This window comes from Actinoallomurus sp. NPDC052274 (assembly GCF_040679475.1).
GTDB classification, from domain to species: domain Bacteria; phylum Actinomycetota; class Actinomycetes; order Streptosporangiales; family Streptosporangiaceae; genus Actinoallomurus; species Actinoallomurus liliacearum.
In genome coordinates this window covers 85644-99573 of the sequence record NZ_JBFAUT010000025.1, presented here as the reverse complement: position 1 = coordinate 99573, position 13930 = coordinate 85644, and the positions used below count along the sequence as shown (strand labels likewise).

Genomic DNA, 13930 nt, shown 5'->3' with positions numbered 1-13930 from the left:
GATGAACTCCGTACGGGGGAAGTGTTCGCTGCGGCGAACATTGTCGCGCCGTTGGGCATCCGGTGCACTTCGACCCGCCGTGCACCGGGGACTCAGGCGTCCCGTGAGGTCCGCCGCCGCACCGTTTCACCGCGAAGGCGGCAGGGTAGGCGGTCTACGAGATGGACGAGTCGGTGGGAGAGGTCCTCTCGCAGGTGCTGAACCGCTCGCACCTGCTACGGCCGGGCACGACCGCGGAGATCCTCGCCGAGGAGGGGCGCCCGCTCGGCGTCCGGGACGCGACGATCTACCTCGCCGACCTGGAGCAGGAGTACCTGAGGCCGATGCCGCGTGCGGACGGCCGGCCGGTGCCGGCCCTGCGAATCGACTCGACCCTCCCCGGGCGGAGCTACCAGGCCATCGAGATCCAGCGCGGCTCGGTGGCCGAGGACGGGCTGCACCATGTGTGGCTGCCGCTCATGGACGGCAGCGAACGGCTGGGCGTGCTGGAGCTCGTCATCGACGCCGTGACCGAGGAGGCGCTGGTCTGGTGCCGGGCGCTCGCCTCGCTGGCGGGCCTCATGGTCGTCAGCAAGAGCCACTACAGCGACGTCCACGCACAGGTCCGGCGGAGCCAGAACATGGCGCTGCAGGCCGAGATGGTGTGGGCGTTCATGGCGCCGCCGACCTTCGCCACCGAGGAGGTCGTCGTCTCCTGCGCGATCAGGCCGATATACGGGGTGGGCGGTGACGCCTACGACTACTCGCTTCTCGGCGACCATCTGCACGTGGCGATCCTCGACGCGGTCGGCCACGATCTCCCGGCCGGACTGATCGCCAGCGTCGCGCTGGCCAGTTGCCGCAACACCCGCCGCGCCGGCGGGGGACTCGCCGCCATGGTGGCGTACGCGGACCACGCGATCGTCAGCCAGTTCGGCACGTCCCGGTTCGCCACCGCGCTGCTGTGCGACCTCAATGTCGTCACCGGCCTGTTCAGCTGGGTTCCCTGCGGGCACCCGCCACCCCTGTTGATCCGGGGGAACAAGGTCATCAAGGAGCTCTTCCGCCGGCCACGGCTGCCTCTCGGCCTGATGAGCGACCGGGACGGGACGGACCTCGGCGAGAGCGCACCCGTCTACACCGAGCAGCTCCAGCCGCAGGACCGGCTGCTGCTCTACACCGACGGCGTCGTCGAGGCGAGGGCGGCCGACGGCAGCCAGTTCGGCGTGCGGCGCCTCAGCGACTTCGTCATCCGCCACAGCGCGGCCGGCCTGCCGGCCCCGGAGACGCTGCGCCGCCTCAACCGCGCCATCATCGACTTCCAGCACGGCCGGTTGGCCGACGACGCCACCACCGTGCTCGTGGAGTGGCGGCCCGGGAACCTGCGGGCGAAGTACGGCTTCTGACCCGCTGTGACGTGAGCGGAGGGCGGGTCAGGGCGTCGGGAAGCCGTACTTGCGCAGGATCGCCGTCGCGGTGGGGGAGCGCAGCCAGGCGACGAACGCCTTCGCCTCCGTCTCGTGGTCGCTCGCGCGCAGCGCGGCGGCGAAGTAGGTCGCGGTGACGTTCTGATCGGCCGGGATCGGCACGCTCGTCGCCGAGATGCCCGCCGACCTCATGTCGGTCACGTAGACGATCCCCGCGTCGGCCCGGCCCGTACGGACCCGGGTGAGCACGGTGCGCGCGTCGGCCTCCTCCGACCGCGGCCGTACGGTGACGCCCGCCTTGGCCAGGACCTGGGTGGCGTACCGTCCGACCGGCACGATCGGGCCGCCGAGGACCACGCGCAGCCGGCTGTCGGCGAGTGAGGCGAGGCCCTGGATGTGCTTCGGATTGCCGGGCGCCACGGCGATGGTCATGGAGTTGTAGGCGAACGCGCGACGGCCGGTGACCCGGTCGGCCACGGTGTCCATGGACGCCTGGTCCGCGGTGGCCAGCACGTCGGCGGGCTCCCGCTCCTCGACGTCCATCGCCAGATCCTGCGAGCCGGCGAACTCCAAGCGCACGGTCACGTTCTTCGCCGCCGCGCCGTACGCGGTGCCGAGCTCCTCGAACGCCTCGGTCAGCGATGAGGCCGCCAGGACGTTCAGGTTGATCCGCTCGTCGCCGGAGGCGATGCCGCAGCCGGTCAGTGCCAGCGCGACCGCGGCCAGCGCGGCGACGCGTGGCATGGGGGGCATGCGCGCTACTTTAGGGCGACCCTTCCGCCATCACCGAAAACAACGCGCCGTCGGGGCAGATATCCGCGTGTCGCCGTCAGGCCGGATATGCGTGTGTCTCGGCGGCCTTCACCGCGGCCCAGACGCGGTCCCCCTCGGTGAGGCGGAGCTCGGCGAGCGCCGCGGGCGTCACGTCGGCGGCCGCGGGAACGGGTCCCTCCAGGTGGATCCGGACCTGGTCGGCGTGCGGTTCGAATCCGCCGACCGTCGCCTCCCAGAGGTTGCGGGGGCTGCCGTCGGGGCGCGTACGGAAGAGGGCGACGGCCGACGGAGGGAAGGCCAGGAAGACGTCTCCGTCCAGGGCCTCGGCCGTGTTGAAGGTGACGGTGTCGCCGGGGAGGGTGACGGAGTGGCCGTGGGCCGTGCCCCGGTAGAGGTTGAGGCCGACGAGCCGGGCGACGTAGTCGGTCCGCGGGTGCCGGGCGACGTGCGCGGGCGTTCCCTCCTGCACGACGCCGCCGTTCTCGATGACCACGAGCCGGTCGGCCAGCGCCATGGCGTCGAGGGCGTCGTGCGTGACCAGGACGGCGGCGCCGTCGAAGTCGGCGAGGTGGCGGCGCAGCCCGGCGCGCACGGTCAGGCGGGTGTGGGCGTCCAGGGCGGACAGCGGCTCGTCGAGCAGCAGCAGCCGGGGCCGTACGGCCAGGGCGCGGGCCAGCGCGACGCGCTGCGCCTGCCCGCCCGACAGCGTGCGGGGTCTGCGGGCCGCCTGGTCGGCGAGGCCCACCCGCTCCAGCCACTCGGCCGCGAGCCGGCGCGCCTCCCGCCGGCGGACGCCCTGACAGCGCGGGCCGAACGCGACGTTCTCCAGGGCGGACAGGTGGGGGAAGAGCAGGTAGTCCTGGAAGACGACGCCGACGGCGCGACGCTCGGCGGGCCGGTCGTGCCACTCCTCGCCGTCGACGCGGATGTGCCCCTCCGACAGCGGTGTCAGGCCGGCGAGCGCGCGCAGCGCGGTGGTCTTGCCCGCCCCGTTCGGGCCGAGCAGCGCCACGACCTCGCCCGGCGCGGCGGTGAGCGCCAGGTCGAGGGTGAAGGTCCCGCGCCGCACGACCAGCCGAGCGTCGATCACGATACCCATCGCCCCCGCAGGCCGGCCAGCACGACGACCGACACGGCCAGCAGCACGAGGCTGAGCACGATCGCGGACTGCGGGTCGTTCTCCAGCGCGAGGTAGACGGCGAGCGGCATCGTCTGGGTACGGCCGGGGAAGTTGCCGGCGAACGTGATGGTGGCGCCGAACTCACCGAGCGCCCGCGCCCAGCACAGCACCGCCCCGGCGCCGACCCCCGGCGCGATCAGGGGGAGCGTGACGCGCCGGAACGTCGTCCACCGCGAGGCGCCGAGCGTCGCCGCGGCGTCCTCGTAGCGCAGGTCGGCCGCGCGCACCGCGCCCTCCACGCTGATCACGAGGAACGGCAGGGCCACGAACGCCTCCGCCAGCACCACGCCCGCGGTCGTGAAGGGCAGCGTCACGCCGAACCAGCGGTCCAGCCAGCGCCCCACGAGACCGTTGCGGCCCAGCGCGAGGAGCAGCGCCACGCCGCCGACCACCGGGGGCAGGACCAGCGGCACGGTGACGAGGGCGCGCACCAGCCGCCGGCCGGGGAAGTCGATCCGGGCCAGCACCCAGGCCAGCGGGACTCCCACGAGCAGGCACAGCACCGTGGCGAGCGTCGCGCTGAGCAGTGACAGCCGCAGGGCGTCGAGGATCTCGGGCCGGGCCAGGCGCGTGCCGAGCGTCGACCAGGGCGCGCGCACCAGCAGGCCCAGGAGGGGAAGGACGAGGAAGGCGAGCCCGATGAGGGCCGGGAGCACCAGCACCCAGGGCGCCCGCCGGTTCACGGCTGCTCGAATCCGGCCTGCTGCAGCGTCGCCTGCCCCTGAGGGGAGAGCACCGACTGGACGAACTCCCCGGCCAGGCCGGGCTGCGGCGCCTTGGTGAGCGCGGCGATCGGGTAGTCGTTGATCGCCTGGGCGGCCTCGGGGAAGTCGATGCCCTGGACCTGCCCGGCGGCCGCCTTGACGTCCGTCCGGTAGACGAGGGCCGCGTCCGCCTCGTTCAGCCGCACCTTGGTGAGGGCGGCCTTGACGTCCTGCTCCTGGGAGACCGGCTTGACGGTGAGCTTGGCGGCCGCGAGGGCCTTGAGCGCCGCCGCGCCGCAGGGCACCTGCGGGGCGCAGAGCACGACCTTCACCTTCGGGTCCGTCAGGTCCCTGAGCGATGTGACCTTGCCGGAGGAGCCCTTCGGGACCGCGATCTCCAAGCGGTTGCGCGCGAACACGCGCGGCGTCGACGCCCGGCCCGCGTCGGTGACCTGCTTCATCGTGGCGGGGCTGGCCGCGGCGAACACGTCGGCGGGGGCACCCTGGTCGATCTGCTGGGCCAGCGCCGAACTGCCGCCGAAGTTGAACTTCACCCGGACGCCGGGGTGGCTCGACTCGAACGCCTTGCCCAGGGAGGTGAACGACTCGGTCAGGGAGGCCGCGGCGAAGACCACGACCGTCCGCGTGGCGGCCTTGTCGCCGGAGTCCTTCTTGACCCCCTTGTCGCCGCAGCCGGCGGCGAGGGCGGCCGCGAGCACGGCGATCGAGGCGGTCCGGAGGGTGGTGCGGTGACCGATCATGAAGGCAGCTCCACGACGACGTTGGTGGACTTGATGACCCCCACGGCGACCACGCCGGGCTCCAGGCCGAGCTCGTCGGCCGCCTCCCGGCTCATGAGGGAGACGACGCGGAACGGCCCGGCCTGGATCTCGACCTGTGCCATGACGCCGTCGCGTACGACCTCGGTGACGATGCCGCGCAGCCGGTTGCGGGCCGAGGACGGCGCCGTGCCGCCCCGATCGGCGGGGGAGCGGACGAAGGCCGCCAGGTCCGCCCCCGAGACGATCCGGTGGCCCTGCTCGTCCCGTCGGGCGGGCAGTTTCTCCGAGTCGATCCACCGTCGCACCGTGTCGGCGCTGACGCCGAGCAGGGACGCGACCTCACTGATCCGGAACGCCGTCACGCGGATCAGTGTAACCATCGCGGATGCGGGCAACCGATCCGATATCCGGTGTCGGATGCGAGGGGATACGCCCGTTATGCCTCGCGGTCGCGTGCTCAGACGGTGGTGACCACCTGGTCGTACTCCAGCCGCGGGTTGCGCGGGAACCAGGCGTCCGGGCCGGGCCTGCCGATGTTGACGACGGCGAGCACCTGGTGGCCGCCCTCCGGGAAGAACTCCTTGGCGACTCCTTCGGCGTCGAAGCCCGCCATCGGCCCGGCCGCCAGGCCGGCGGCGCGAACGCCGACGATGAAGTAGCCCACCTGGAGCGCGCCGTTGAAGGCCGCCATCCTGGCGCGGGCCTCGGGCGCGCCGTGCAGGTCGTCCCGCGCCTCGGGGCGGTGCGGGAAGACGGTCGGCAGGTGCTCGTGGAAGTCGCTGTCGGCCGCGAGGACCGCCACCAGGGGTGCGGCCCCGGTCTTGGCCTTGTTGCCCTCGGACATGTGCGCGACGAGGCGCTCGCGGGCCTCCGGGGACCGGACCAGGACCACGCGCAGCGGCTGGATGTTCATCGCCGTGGGCGCCCACTTGACGAGGTCGTAGATGGCGCGCACCTGTTCGTCCGAGACCGGCTCGTCGGTGAAGGTGTTCGCCGTACGAGCCGTACGGAACAGGATGTCCTGAGCGGTGGGGTCGATGCTCAACTGGTCGCTCACGATGGCTCCTCTTCGGGTCGTCTCCGGTGGCCGTTCCACCGACGACGGTTGTGAACGCTAATTGAAACTTCAATCATCCCGCATGAGGAGTGATCCGGCTCACACTCGCACGGCCGTCAGCGGGCCGGGCCGACGGTGACCGTCGGCGCGCGACCCCTAGAGAGCCAGGCCGAGGGTGAACAGCGCGCCGAAGATGATCTGCAGCCGGCCGGTCTCGCCGAGCACGGCGATCAGCGCCGGGCCCTTCGCGCCGCGCAGCACCTTGGCGTTCGGTGCGATCGCCCACAGCGCCGACAACAGCGTGATCATCGCCCACGGTCGGGACACCGCGACCACCAGCACGCACAGGAACGCCGCGACGAAGCAGCCGCTGTACAGCACGCGCGTGCGCCAGTCGCCGAGCAGGACCGCGAGCGTGCGCTTGCCGGACTTGGCATCGGTGGGGATGTCGCGCAGGTTGTTGACGACCAGCATCGAGCACGACAGCAGTCCGACCGGGACCGAGGCCACCCACGCCGCCCACGGCAGGCTCTCCAACTGCACGTACGCCGTGCCGACCACCGAGACGAGGCCGAAGAAGACGAAGACCGACAGCTCGCCCAGCGCCCGGTAGCCGTACGGGCGAGAGCCCCCGGTGTAGAACCAGGCGGCCGCGATCGCCACCGCGCCGATCAGCACCAGCCACCAGGTCGTGACCGCCGCGAGGACCAGACCGGCCACCGCGGCGAGCGCGAAGCAGCCGAAGGCCGCCGCCAGGACCTGCTTCGGCGGCGCGACCTTCGAGCCGACCAGCCGCATGGGACCGACGCGGACCTCGTCGGTGCCGCGGATCCCGTCGCTGTAGTCGTTGGCGTAGTTCACCCCGATCTGCAGCAGCATGGCGACCACCAGCGCCAGCAGCGCGCGCCACCAGACGAAGTGGCCGTAGCCGATCGCCACGCCGGTACCGACGGCGACGGGGACGATGGAGTTGGGGAGGGTTCGGGGCCGCGAGCCGGCGACCCACTGCGAGAGGGTCGCCACTATCGCCCTTCCTCGGAGCCGATGATCATGCGGGTGATTCTTCCGGACCCGTGCCGGGCCGCAGCCGGAGGGTCAGCAGCAGGCCGACGGCCAGCAGCGCGGCGGTGGCGAAGGCCGCGCGGTCGGTGGCCGTGGCCAGGCTCTGGTTCGCGGCCCGCGACAGCCGGGGGTCTTCCCGGCGCAGGTCGCGGGCGAACGTCCCGGCGCTGTCGCGCAGCCGCTCGGCGTACGCCGCGCCCTGCCCGGCCGGCAGGCCCGCCTCGTGCAGCCGGGCGGTCATCGCGTGGCTCAGCCCGACCGCGAAGACCGCGCCGATCAGCGCGATCCCCAGCGCCGACCCGACCTGGCGCGCCGTCGACTGGGTGCCGGAGGCGAGGCCCGTGCTGGCGGGCGGGACGTCGCGCAGCACGATCCGGGTGAGCTGCCCGCTGGTCATGCCGAGACCGAGGCCGTAGATCAGCATCCACGGCGCCAGTTCGAAACCGGTCGTGTCGGCGCGCGTGGTCAGGCCGATCAGCGCCGCCGCGATCACCTCGAGGGCCATTCCGGCCTGCAGCGTCCGGGCCGCGCCGAGCCGGCGCGACAGCCGCGCCGACATTCCCCCCGCCAGGAAGGTCCCGACGGCCAGCGGCAGGATCGCGACGCTCACCTGCAACGGGGAGTTCCCGTGTACGTCCTGGAGGAAGAGCGGCAGCACGAACATCAACCCGAGCTCACCGACGCTGATCAGGGACGCCGCCGCGTTGCCGCGCCGGAAGTCGGGGATGTGGAAGAGCGAGAGGTCGAGCACGACCGGCCGGCCCGCCGCCGCCCGCGCCCGCTCGACCACGACGAGCGCCACCAGCATCACGACCCCGGCGGCCAGCGCCACCGGGATCGGCGACACGCCGACGTCCGGCCAGCGGAGCGGACCGGCGGCGAACGGCCGGGTGACCGCCCACCAGCCGTACCGCTGGCCCTCGATCAGCGCGAACACCAGCGCCCCGAGGCCGCCCGTGCTGAGTACCGTGCCCGGCCAGTCGCCGACGCGGCGCACCGCCGGATCACGCGTCTCGGCCACCAGGAGCACCGTGCCGACGACGATCAGCGCGCCGAGCGGAACGTTCACGCCGAACGCCCAGCGCCAGCCGTACGACGTCGCGAGCCAGCCGCCGAGCAGCGGGCCCAGGGCGGCCATGCCCCCGATGAGCGACCCCCAGATGCCGAAGGCGATCGCACGGTCCCGGCCGGTGAAGACGGACGTCACCGTGGACAGCGCGCCCGGCAGGATCATCGACGCGCCGACCCCCTGCAGGAGCCGTGCCCCGACCAGCGCGGGTCCGCTGCCGGACAGGGCCGCCAGCACGCTCGCCAGGACGAACACCACCGTGCCGACAACGATCATCCTGCGTCTGCCGTACGCGTCGGCCGCCCGCCCGAAGGGGATCAGCAGCGCCGCGAACACGAGGGAGTAGATCGACGTGATCCACTCGGCGGTGGTCGTCGTCAGCCGCAGCTCGGTCACGATCCGGGGCAGCATGACGTTGACGATCGTGGCGTCGACGATGATCAGCGAGACCGCGAGGCTGATCACCACCATCCCCAGCCAGCGGCGCCGTCCGGGCGAGCCGGTCGAGGACGCGGGCAGGGGAGGAGCCGTGCGCAAGGTCATGGAAGGGTTCCAGATCGGTCTGTTCGATCCTGAATGGTTCGGCGTCAAACCTACCTCCGACCTCTCAGACCCCCTCCGGGTCCCCTCACGGTGACCTCACGGGTCGGCCTCTCCGCTGGCCCTCCGCCCTCTGAGCACAGAGAATGTCTGCCGTGCGAACCTCTGAGGCCGACCTCGAACGCATGTCGCTGTCCCGCCTGCTGGCCGTCGCCGGTCACGTCGTCGCCATGCACTGGCAACGGCTCATGGGCGGCTACGGCCTCACCCCGCACGGCCTGGCCGTCCTCGCCTCCCTCGAGCGAGGATCGGCCCTCACCCAGCGGGAACTCGCCAGGCACTGCGGCATCGCCCCCTCGACACTCAACCACACGATCGACCACCTCGAGCGCTCGGGCTGGATCGAACGGCGACGGGAGGTCGCCGACCGCCGTCTCGTCCGCCTCGCGCTCACCGAGACGGGACGCCGCCAGCTCCGGCAGGCCCAGGACGCGGCCGACAGCCAGATGGAGCCGATGCTCGACCACCTGCCCCCGGGCGACGAGCGGAGCGTGCGCGACTTCCTGCTCGCCACCGTGCTGCGCTTCCAGTCGATGGACGACGCCCTGCCCGATCCGGCGCCCTCCAGGACCGGGCGCCTGTGAAAGGCGGATGAGCGGAATCTGTCCGCTCGCGGTGTTAGGTTGCCGCGCATGTCCTTCGACCTGCTGGAGCACCTTCCCGACGCCTGGCGCGAGCGCGTGGAGCCGCTGCTCGACCCCGACGCCACCCGGCGGCTCAGCGACTTCGTGGCCGCGGAGTACGCCGCGGGCACCGTCTATCCGCCGCAGTCCGACCTGTTCAGCGCCTTCCGCCTGTGCGCGCCCGACGACGCCCGGGTGCTCATCCTCGGGCAGGACCCCTACCACGGCGCGGGTCAGGCGCACGGGCTGAGCTTCAGCGTCCGGCCGGGCGTGCGGATCCCGCCGTCGCTGCGCAACGTCTTCAAGGAGCTTCACGACGACCTCGGCGTCCCGGTCCCCACCACCGGGGACCTGACGCCGTGGGCCGAGCGGGGAGTGCTCCTGCTCAACGCGGTGCTGACCGTGCGCGCCGGAAAGGCGGGCTCCCACGCGGGCAAGGGCTGGGAGGAGTTCACCGACGCCGTGATCCGGGCCCTGGACGCCAGGAGCGAGCGGGTGGTGTTCGTGCTCTGGGGCGCCTACGCCCGCAAGAAGCGCGACCTCGTCACCGGCGCGCAGCACGTCGTGTTCGAGGCCGGGCACCCCAGCCCGATGAACCCGCGGGGCTTCCTCGGCAGCCGGCCGTTCAGCGCGGTCAACAAGGCCCTCGCCGACGCGGGGGAGCCCGAGATCGACTGGACCCTCGACAGCACGAAGTAGCACCGTCCCGCCGGTTCCGCTGCCCCGTGGGCTCCGCCGTCCCAAGGGGGTTGCACCGTCCCGCCGCTCCGCCGGGCCTTCCGGCGGAGCCGGGTCACGGGATCAGGCGATGGCGGTGTGCAGGCGCACCATCGCGACCGGCTCGCCCATGTCGACCTTGCTGTGCGTCCCGTCGGGCGCCCAGCCCGCCGAGGTCAAAAAGCCCCGGAGCGCGTCGTCGGCGGCGAAGACCCAGGTGATGGCCGTCGTGCAGCCGTCCTCGCGCAGATGGTCGACGGTGGCGGCGAGCAGGCGGCTGCCGTGCCCGGCCCGCCCGTGGGCCGGGTCGACCAGGAGGGTGAGCAGCTCGCCGGTCGTCTGCGGGTCCTGGTCGGGATCCCCGGCGGGGGCGTGCGCGGCGAACCCGGTGATCACACCTTCGTCCACGGCGACCAGCAGCCTGTGCCGTGGGCTCGGCGGCGCGGCCACGGCCTCCGCCCAGCGCTCACGCCACAGGGCGACCGCCTCCGGACCGGTCATCTCGGCCAGCGCCGCCTCGGGGATGACGTCGCGATACCCCTCCCGCCAGGCCCGTACCTGGATCTCGGCGACGGCGGCCACGTCTCCCGGGTACGCCGCCCGTACCCCCACCACACCCACCGGTGTCTCGACCCCCGCTCGTGTCACGTTCGTATGCCGACGACGGTACCGCCCATCCGCCCGCCGGAGCGGAGCGGCGTCAGGTACCGGAGGCGGCGGCCCGGCGGCGTGCGCGGTAGGCGCGGGTCTTCGTCCGGTTGCCGCACATCCGCATCGAGCACCAGTTGCGCGAGCGGTTCTTCGACGTGTCGAGGAACGCCCACCGGCACGTCGTCTCCCGGCACACCTTCAGCCGGGTCCAGTCGCCCTCGGCGACGCTTCGCATGACCGCCGCCGCGATCGCCGCGAGCCCGCCGCGGACCCCGCCCGCCAGCGGGAGCAGCGCCGGGCCGTCGAGCGACACGCGGAGGGGCAGCGCGGCCAGGACCCGATCGAGGTCGGCGGACGGAGCCGCCGCGGCCGGGCCGTGATGGCCGAGCATCGCGGTCCGGAGTCCTTCGCGGAAGGCCACCGCCAACGCCAGGTCGGACTGGTCCGCGCGCGCGCCGGACGGCGTCAGCCCGCGCTCGGTCAGCCAGCCGCTGAGGTCCCAGGGCGCGGCGAAGTCGTCGATGTCGCAGTCGACGTCGTAGGTGTTGACGAAGTCACGCAGCAGCAGGGCGCTCTCCGAGCCGTTCATGCCGTGCTCATCGGTTCACTCGCTTCGCTCGCTCACGCGGCCTCCTTCGTCGGGGGAGTGATCCCCCTCCACCTCGACACCAGCGTACTTGGAACACCGGTTCCGGGTGCTACGACGCGGCGGCCAGTGCCTTGGCGAAGCGGGCCGCGCCCTCGGCGAGCTCCGTCTCGCCGGCCGCCGACCCGTAGCTGAGGCGCACGCGCGGCTTCGGCGGCTCGGCGGGGAAGTAGCGTCGCCCGGGGCTGACCAGGACGCCCGCCCGCAGCGCGGCCTCGGCGAGCGCGACGTCGTCCACGCCGTCCGGCAGGCCGACCCACAGGTGCAGGCTTCCGCGCGGCCGGACCGCGGGACGCAGGCCCGCGGCCGCGAGCGCGGAGATGAGGGCGTCGCGCCGCCGCGTCAGCGCCTCGCCGACGGTGCGGAGGTGGCGCGGCCAGGCGGGGGAGGTGACCAGTTCCAGGGCGGTCTCCTGGAGCGGGCGGGCGACGAAGAACGACTCGACGACCTGCGCCGAGCGGATCCGCTCGGCGACCGGCCCGCGGGCGATCACCGCGGCGACCCGCAGGCTCGGGGCGGTGACCTTGGTGAGCGACGCGATGTGCACGACCCGGCCGTCCCGGTCCGACGCGACCAGGGGCGGAGGAGGCGGGTCGATCGCCAGATGGCGGCTGTAGTCGTCCTCGACCACGAACGCGCCCGCCGCGCGGGCGACGTCCAGCACCTGCTCGCGGCGCGGCGCGGACAGCACCGTTCCGGTCGGATTGTGGAAGGTCGGCTGGCAGAACAGCGCGCGTGCCCCCGTCGCCGCGAACGCGTCGGCGAGCAGGTCGGTGCGCAGGCCGTGGTCGTCGACCGGCACCGGAACGGGGCGCAGCCCGGCCGCACGGGCCGCGGCGAGCGCCCCGAGGTAGGTCGGCGACTCGACGAGGACCGGGGCGCCGGGTGGCAGCAGGGCGCGCAGGATCAGGCTGATCGCGCCCTGGCCCCCGCTGGTGATGGTCACGTCGGCCGCGGTGACGTCACCGCCCGCCGTACGGGCGAACCACTCGCGCAGGTCGCGCAGGCCGGACAGCGGCGGGCGCTCCCAGGCGTCGGCCCGGCGGACCGCCCGCGCGGCCGCGGTGGCCAGGGCCCGGACGGGCTGCAGGGCGGGTGTGAGGTAGCCGCCGCTGAGCGCGATCACGCCCTCGGGGGCCTGGGAGAGCAGGCCGACCACGCCGGCCGCGTCGACGGTGCGGTCGCCGAGGGCCACCGCCTGCCAGTCCAGGTCCGCGGGCTCCGCGGGCGTAGGCCGCGTCGGCTCCGCGACGTAGGTGCCGCTGCCGGGCCGGGCGACGACGAGGCCCTCGGCGGCGAGCAGCCGGATCGCGGCGGCCACGGTGACGGGACTGACCTGGTACCGGCTCATCAGCGACCGGCTGGAGGGCAGCCGGTCGCCGGGGCGCAGCCTCGCCACCTCGGCCCGCAGCTCGGTGGCGAGGCCGGCGATACTGCTATCGTTATTCATGAGAAATCAGGATAACGCTACTCGATGGAGTGCGGTAGCGCTGCCTCCGGGTTTCGGCGCCGCCGCGCTCGGCGTCCTCGCCTTCTCCTTCACCCTCCCGGCCACCGAGTTCGCGCTGCGCGACTTCGGCCCGTACCTGATCGGGATCGGGCGCGCCGGGATCGCCGCGGTCCTCGCCGCCGTCGCGCTGCGGCTGATGCGCGCTCCGTGGCCCCACGGGCGTCAGTGGGCCTCTCTGGGAGTGGTGGCCCTCGGCATCGTGTTCGGGTTCCCGCTCCTGTCCACGCTCGCCCTCGACCACGGGTCCTCCTCGTCGCACGCCGCCGTGGTGGTCGGCCTGCTCCCCGTCGCGACCGCGGTCTTCGCCGTCGTACGGGCCGGCGAGCGCCCCTCTCCCGCCTTCTGGGCCGCGAGCCTGGCGGGCGCGGCGTTGATCGTCGCGTTCACCCTGCGGAACGGGGTGGGGCGGTTCGCGCCCGCCGACGCCCTGCTGCTCGGAGCGATGCTGACCGCCGGCCTCGGATACGCCGAGGGCGGCCGGCTGGCCCGCGAGATGCCCGGCCCGCAGGTGGTGTCGTGGGCGCTCGTCCTCGTCGCCCCGATCACGATCCCGGTCACGGTGACGCTGTTCGCGGCGACGGGGCACTCGAGCGGCGCGGCGGTGGCCGGCCTGGCGTACGTGTCGGGCGTGTCGATGTTCCTCGGGTTCTTCGCCTGGTACGCCGGGCTCTCGAAGGCGGGGGTGGCGCGGGCGAGCCAGGTTCAGCTCGCCCAGCCGCTGCTCACCCTCCTCTGGTCGTGGCTGCTGCTCGGCGAGCACGCCGGTGCCGGCACGGTCGTCGCGGCGGCCGGTGTGCTGGTCTGCGTCCTCATCGCCCAGCGGGCCCGCGTCTCGCGCACCGCACCCGCCCGCCCGGCGGCGACCCCCGAGGTGGCGTCGCCCGGCGCGGCCGGGAAGGGCTGAACGGCGACGGGACGCTCGGTGAAGCCACGCTCGTCACGGACACAGGCTCTACAAGGGGAGTGGCGACGATGCGGGTGATCGAGGTTCGGGAGTTCGGCGGTCCCGAGGTGCTCGTTCCGGTGGACCGGCCGGATCCCGTCCCGGGGGCCGGGCAGGTCGTGGTGGCGGTCTCCGCGGCGGACACCCTGTTCGTCGAGACGAAGATCCGGTCCGGCTGGGGCGGCGAGTACTCGCGAGGTCCTCGG

General features: G+C 73.4%; 15 protein-coding genes. 4 read left to right on the top strand and 11 right to left on the bottom strand.

Annotated elements, in window-relative coordinates:
• Positions 1-161 precede the first annotated feature (161 nt).
• The gene (locus AB0K82_RS22325) at positions 162-1385 is read left to right on the top strand and encodes a PP2C family protein-serine/threonine phosphatase (protein WP_364399603.1); all 1224 of its coding nucleotides are present in this window, start codon (positions 162-164) and stop codon (positions 1383-1385) included.
• 27 nt (positions 1386-1412) lie between these two features.
• Here the strand turns inward: AB0K82_RS22325 and modA (AB0K82_RS22320) are convergent, their stop codons facing one another.
• The 8 genes from modA (AB0K82_RS22320) to AB0K82_RS22285 form a co-directional block, all read right to left on the bottom strand.
• Positions 1413-2159: a molybdate ABC transporter substrate-binding protein gene (gene modA, locus AB0K82_RS22320; protein WP_364399600.1), complete on the bottom strand. Its 747-nt coding sequence runs from the start codon at positions 2157-2159 to the stop codon at positions 1413-1415.
• Between the two features lie 76 nt (positions 2160-2235).
• Entirely contained in the window at positions 2236-3279 is a 1044-nt protein-coding gene (locus tag AB0K82_RS22315) for an ABC transporter ATP-binding protein (RefSeq protein WP_364399597.1), read from the bottom strand.
• Positions 3267-4043, bottom strand: coding sequence for a molybdate ABC transporter permease subunit (gene modB / locus AB0K82_RS22310; RefSeq protein WP_364399594.1), 777 nt, complete (start codon positions 4041-4043; stop codon positions 3267-3269). Before modB ends, AB0K82_RS22315 begins: the two co-directional genes overlap by 13 nt.
• Positions 4040-4825 carry a molybdate ABC transporter substrate-binding protein gene (modA, locus tag AB0K82_RS22305; protein ID WP_364399591.1) on the bottom strand — a complete coding sequence of 262 codons (786 nt, stop codon included), beginning with the start codon at positions 4823-4825 and terminating at the stop codon, positions 4040-4042. The genes modB and modA (AB0K82_RS22305) overlap by 4 nt, the downstream gene beginning before the upstream one ends.
• Positions 4822-5208, bottom strand: a complete 387-nt coding sequence (locus AB0K82_RS22300) for a helix-turn-helix transcriptional regulator (protein ID WP_345361908.1) — start codon at positions 5206-5208, stop codon at positions 4822-4824. Before AB0K82_RS22300 ends, modA (AB0K82_RS22305) begins: the two co-directional genes overlap by 4 nt.
• Positions 5209-5303: 95 nt before the next feature.
• Entirely contained in the window at positions 5304-5903 is a 600-nt protein-coding gene (locus tag AB0K82_RS22295) for a malonic semialdehyde reductase (protein ID WP_364399588.1), read from the bottom strand.
• Between the two features lie 156 nt (positions 5904-6059).
• On the bottom strand, positions 6060-6926 hold the full coding sequence (locus AB0K82_RS22290) for a 1,4-dihydroxy-2-naphthoate polyprenyltransferase (protein WP_364399585.1): 867 nt from the start codon (positions 6924-6926) through the stop codon (positions 6060-6062).
• A 25-nt stretch (positions 6927-6951) separates the two neighbouring features.
• Positions 6952-8577 (bottom strand): MFS transporter, encoded by a 1626-nt coding sequence (locus tag AB0K82_RS22285; RefSeq protein WP_364399582.1) that lies wholly within the window; start codon positions 8575-8577, stop codon positions 6952-6954.
• A gap of 152 nt (positions 8578-8729) precedes the next feature.
• On the opposite strand from AB0K82_RS22285, the gene AB0K82_RS22280 reads away from it, so the two are divergent.
• Together AB0K82_RS22280 and ung are read left to right on the top strand one after the other, a co-directional pair.
• A complete protein-coding gene (locus AB0K82_RS22280) occupies positions 8730-9218 on the top strand; it encodes a MarR family transcriptional regulator (RefSeq protein ID WP_364399579.1) in 489 nt (162 codons plus the stop codon).
• A 48-nt stretch (positions 9219-9266) separates the two neighbouring features.
• Positions 9267-9956, top strand: coding sequence for a uracil-DNA glycosylase (gene ung, locus AB0K82_RS22275; RefSeq protein ID WP_364399576.1), 690 nt, complete (start codon positions 9267-9269; stop codon positions 9954-9956).
• Positions 9957-10058: 102 nt separating this feature from the next.
• Here ung and AB0K82_RS22270 read toward each other — a convergent pair whose 3' ends face one another.
• The 3 genes from AB0K82_RS22270 to AB0K82_RS22260 form a co-directional block, all read right to left on the bottom strand.
• Positions 10059-10622, bottom strand: coding sequence for a GNAT family N-acetyltransferase (locus AB0K82_RS22270; RefSeq protein ID WP_364399573.1), 564 nt, complete (start codon positions 10620-10622; stop codon positions 10059-10061).
• Between the two features lie 52 nt (positions 10623-10674).
• Entirely contained in the window at positions 10675-11214 is a 540-nt protein-coding gene (locus AB0K82_RS22265; protein ID WP_364399571.1) for a CGNR zinc finger domain-containing protein, read from the bottom strand.
• A gap of 109 nt (positions 11215-11323) precedes the next feature.
• Positions 11324-12721: a PLP-dependent aminotransferase family protein gene (locus AB0K82_RS22260; protein WP_364399568.1), complete on the bottom strand. Its 1398-nt coding sequence runs from the start codon at positions 12719-12721 to the stop codon at positions 11324-11326.
• Between AB0K82_RS22260 and AB0K82_RS22255 the strand changes: the two genes are divergently transcribed.
• On the top strand, positions 12720-13685 hold the full coding sequence (locus AB0K82_RS22255; RefSeq protein WP_364399566.1) for a DMT family transporter: 966 nt from the start codon (positions 12720-12722) through the stop codon (positions 13683-13685). The genes AB0K82_RS22260 and AB0K82_RS22255 overlap by 2 nt on opposite strands.
• The last annotated feature ends 245 nt before the right edge of the window (positions 13686-13930 follow it).

What these genes read in the sequence shown, in the direction of transcription:
- AB0K82_RS22265 (WP_364399571.1), bottom strand. Translation starts at nt 11,214, where the DNA reads ATGAACGGCTCGGAGAGCGCCCTGCTGCTGCGTGACTTCGTCAACACC.
- ung (WP_364399576.1), top strand. Translation starts at nt 9,267, where the DNA reads ATGTCCTTCGACCTGCTGGAGCACCTTCCCGACGCCTGGCGCGAGCGC.
- AB0K82_RS22255 (WP_364399566.1), top strand. Translation starts at nt 12,720, where the DNA reads ATGAGAAATCAGGATAACGCTACTCGATGGAGTGCGGTAGCGCTGCCT.
- AB0K82_RS22285 (WP_364399582.1), bottom strand. Translation starts at nt 8,577, where the DNA reads ATGACCTTGCGCACGGCTCCTCCCCTGCCCGCGTCCTCGACCGGCTCG.
- AB0K82_RS22315 (WP_364399597.1), bottom strand. Translation starts at nt 3,279, where the DNA reads ATGGGTATCGTGATCGACGCTCGGCTGGTCGTGCGGCGCGGGACCTTC.
- AB0K82_RS22260 (WP_364399568.1), bottom strand. Translation starts at nt 12,721, where the DNA reads ATGAATAACGATAGCAGTATCGCCGGCCTCGCCACCGAGCTGCGGGCC.
- AB0K82_RS22325 (WP_364399603.1), top strand. Translation starts at nt 162, where the DNA reads ATGGACGAGTCGGTGGGAGAGGTCCTCTCGCAGGTGCTGAACCGCTCG.
- modA (WP_364399591.1), bottom strand. Translation starts at nt 4,825, where the DNA reads ATGATCGGTCACCGCACCACCCTCCGGACCGCCTCGATCGCCGTGCTC.
- modA (WP_364399600.1), bottom strand. Translation starts at nt 2,159, where the DNA reads ATGCCCCCCATGCCACGCGTCGCCGCGCTGGCCGCGGTCGCGCTGGCA.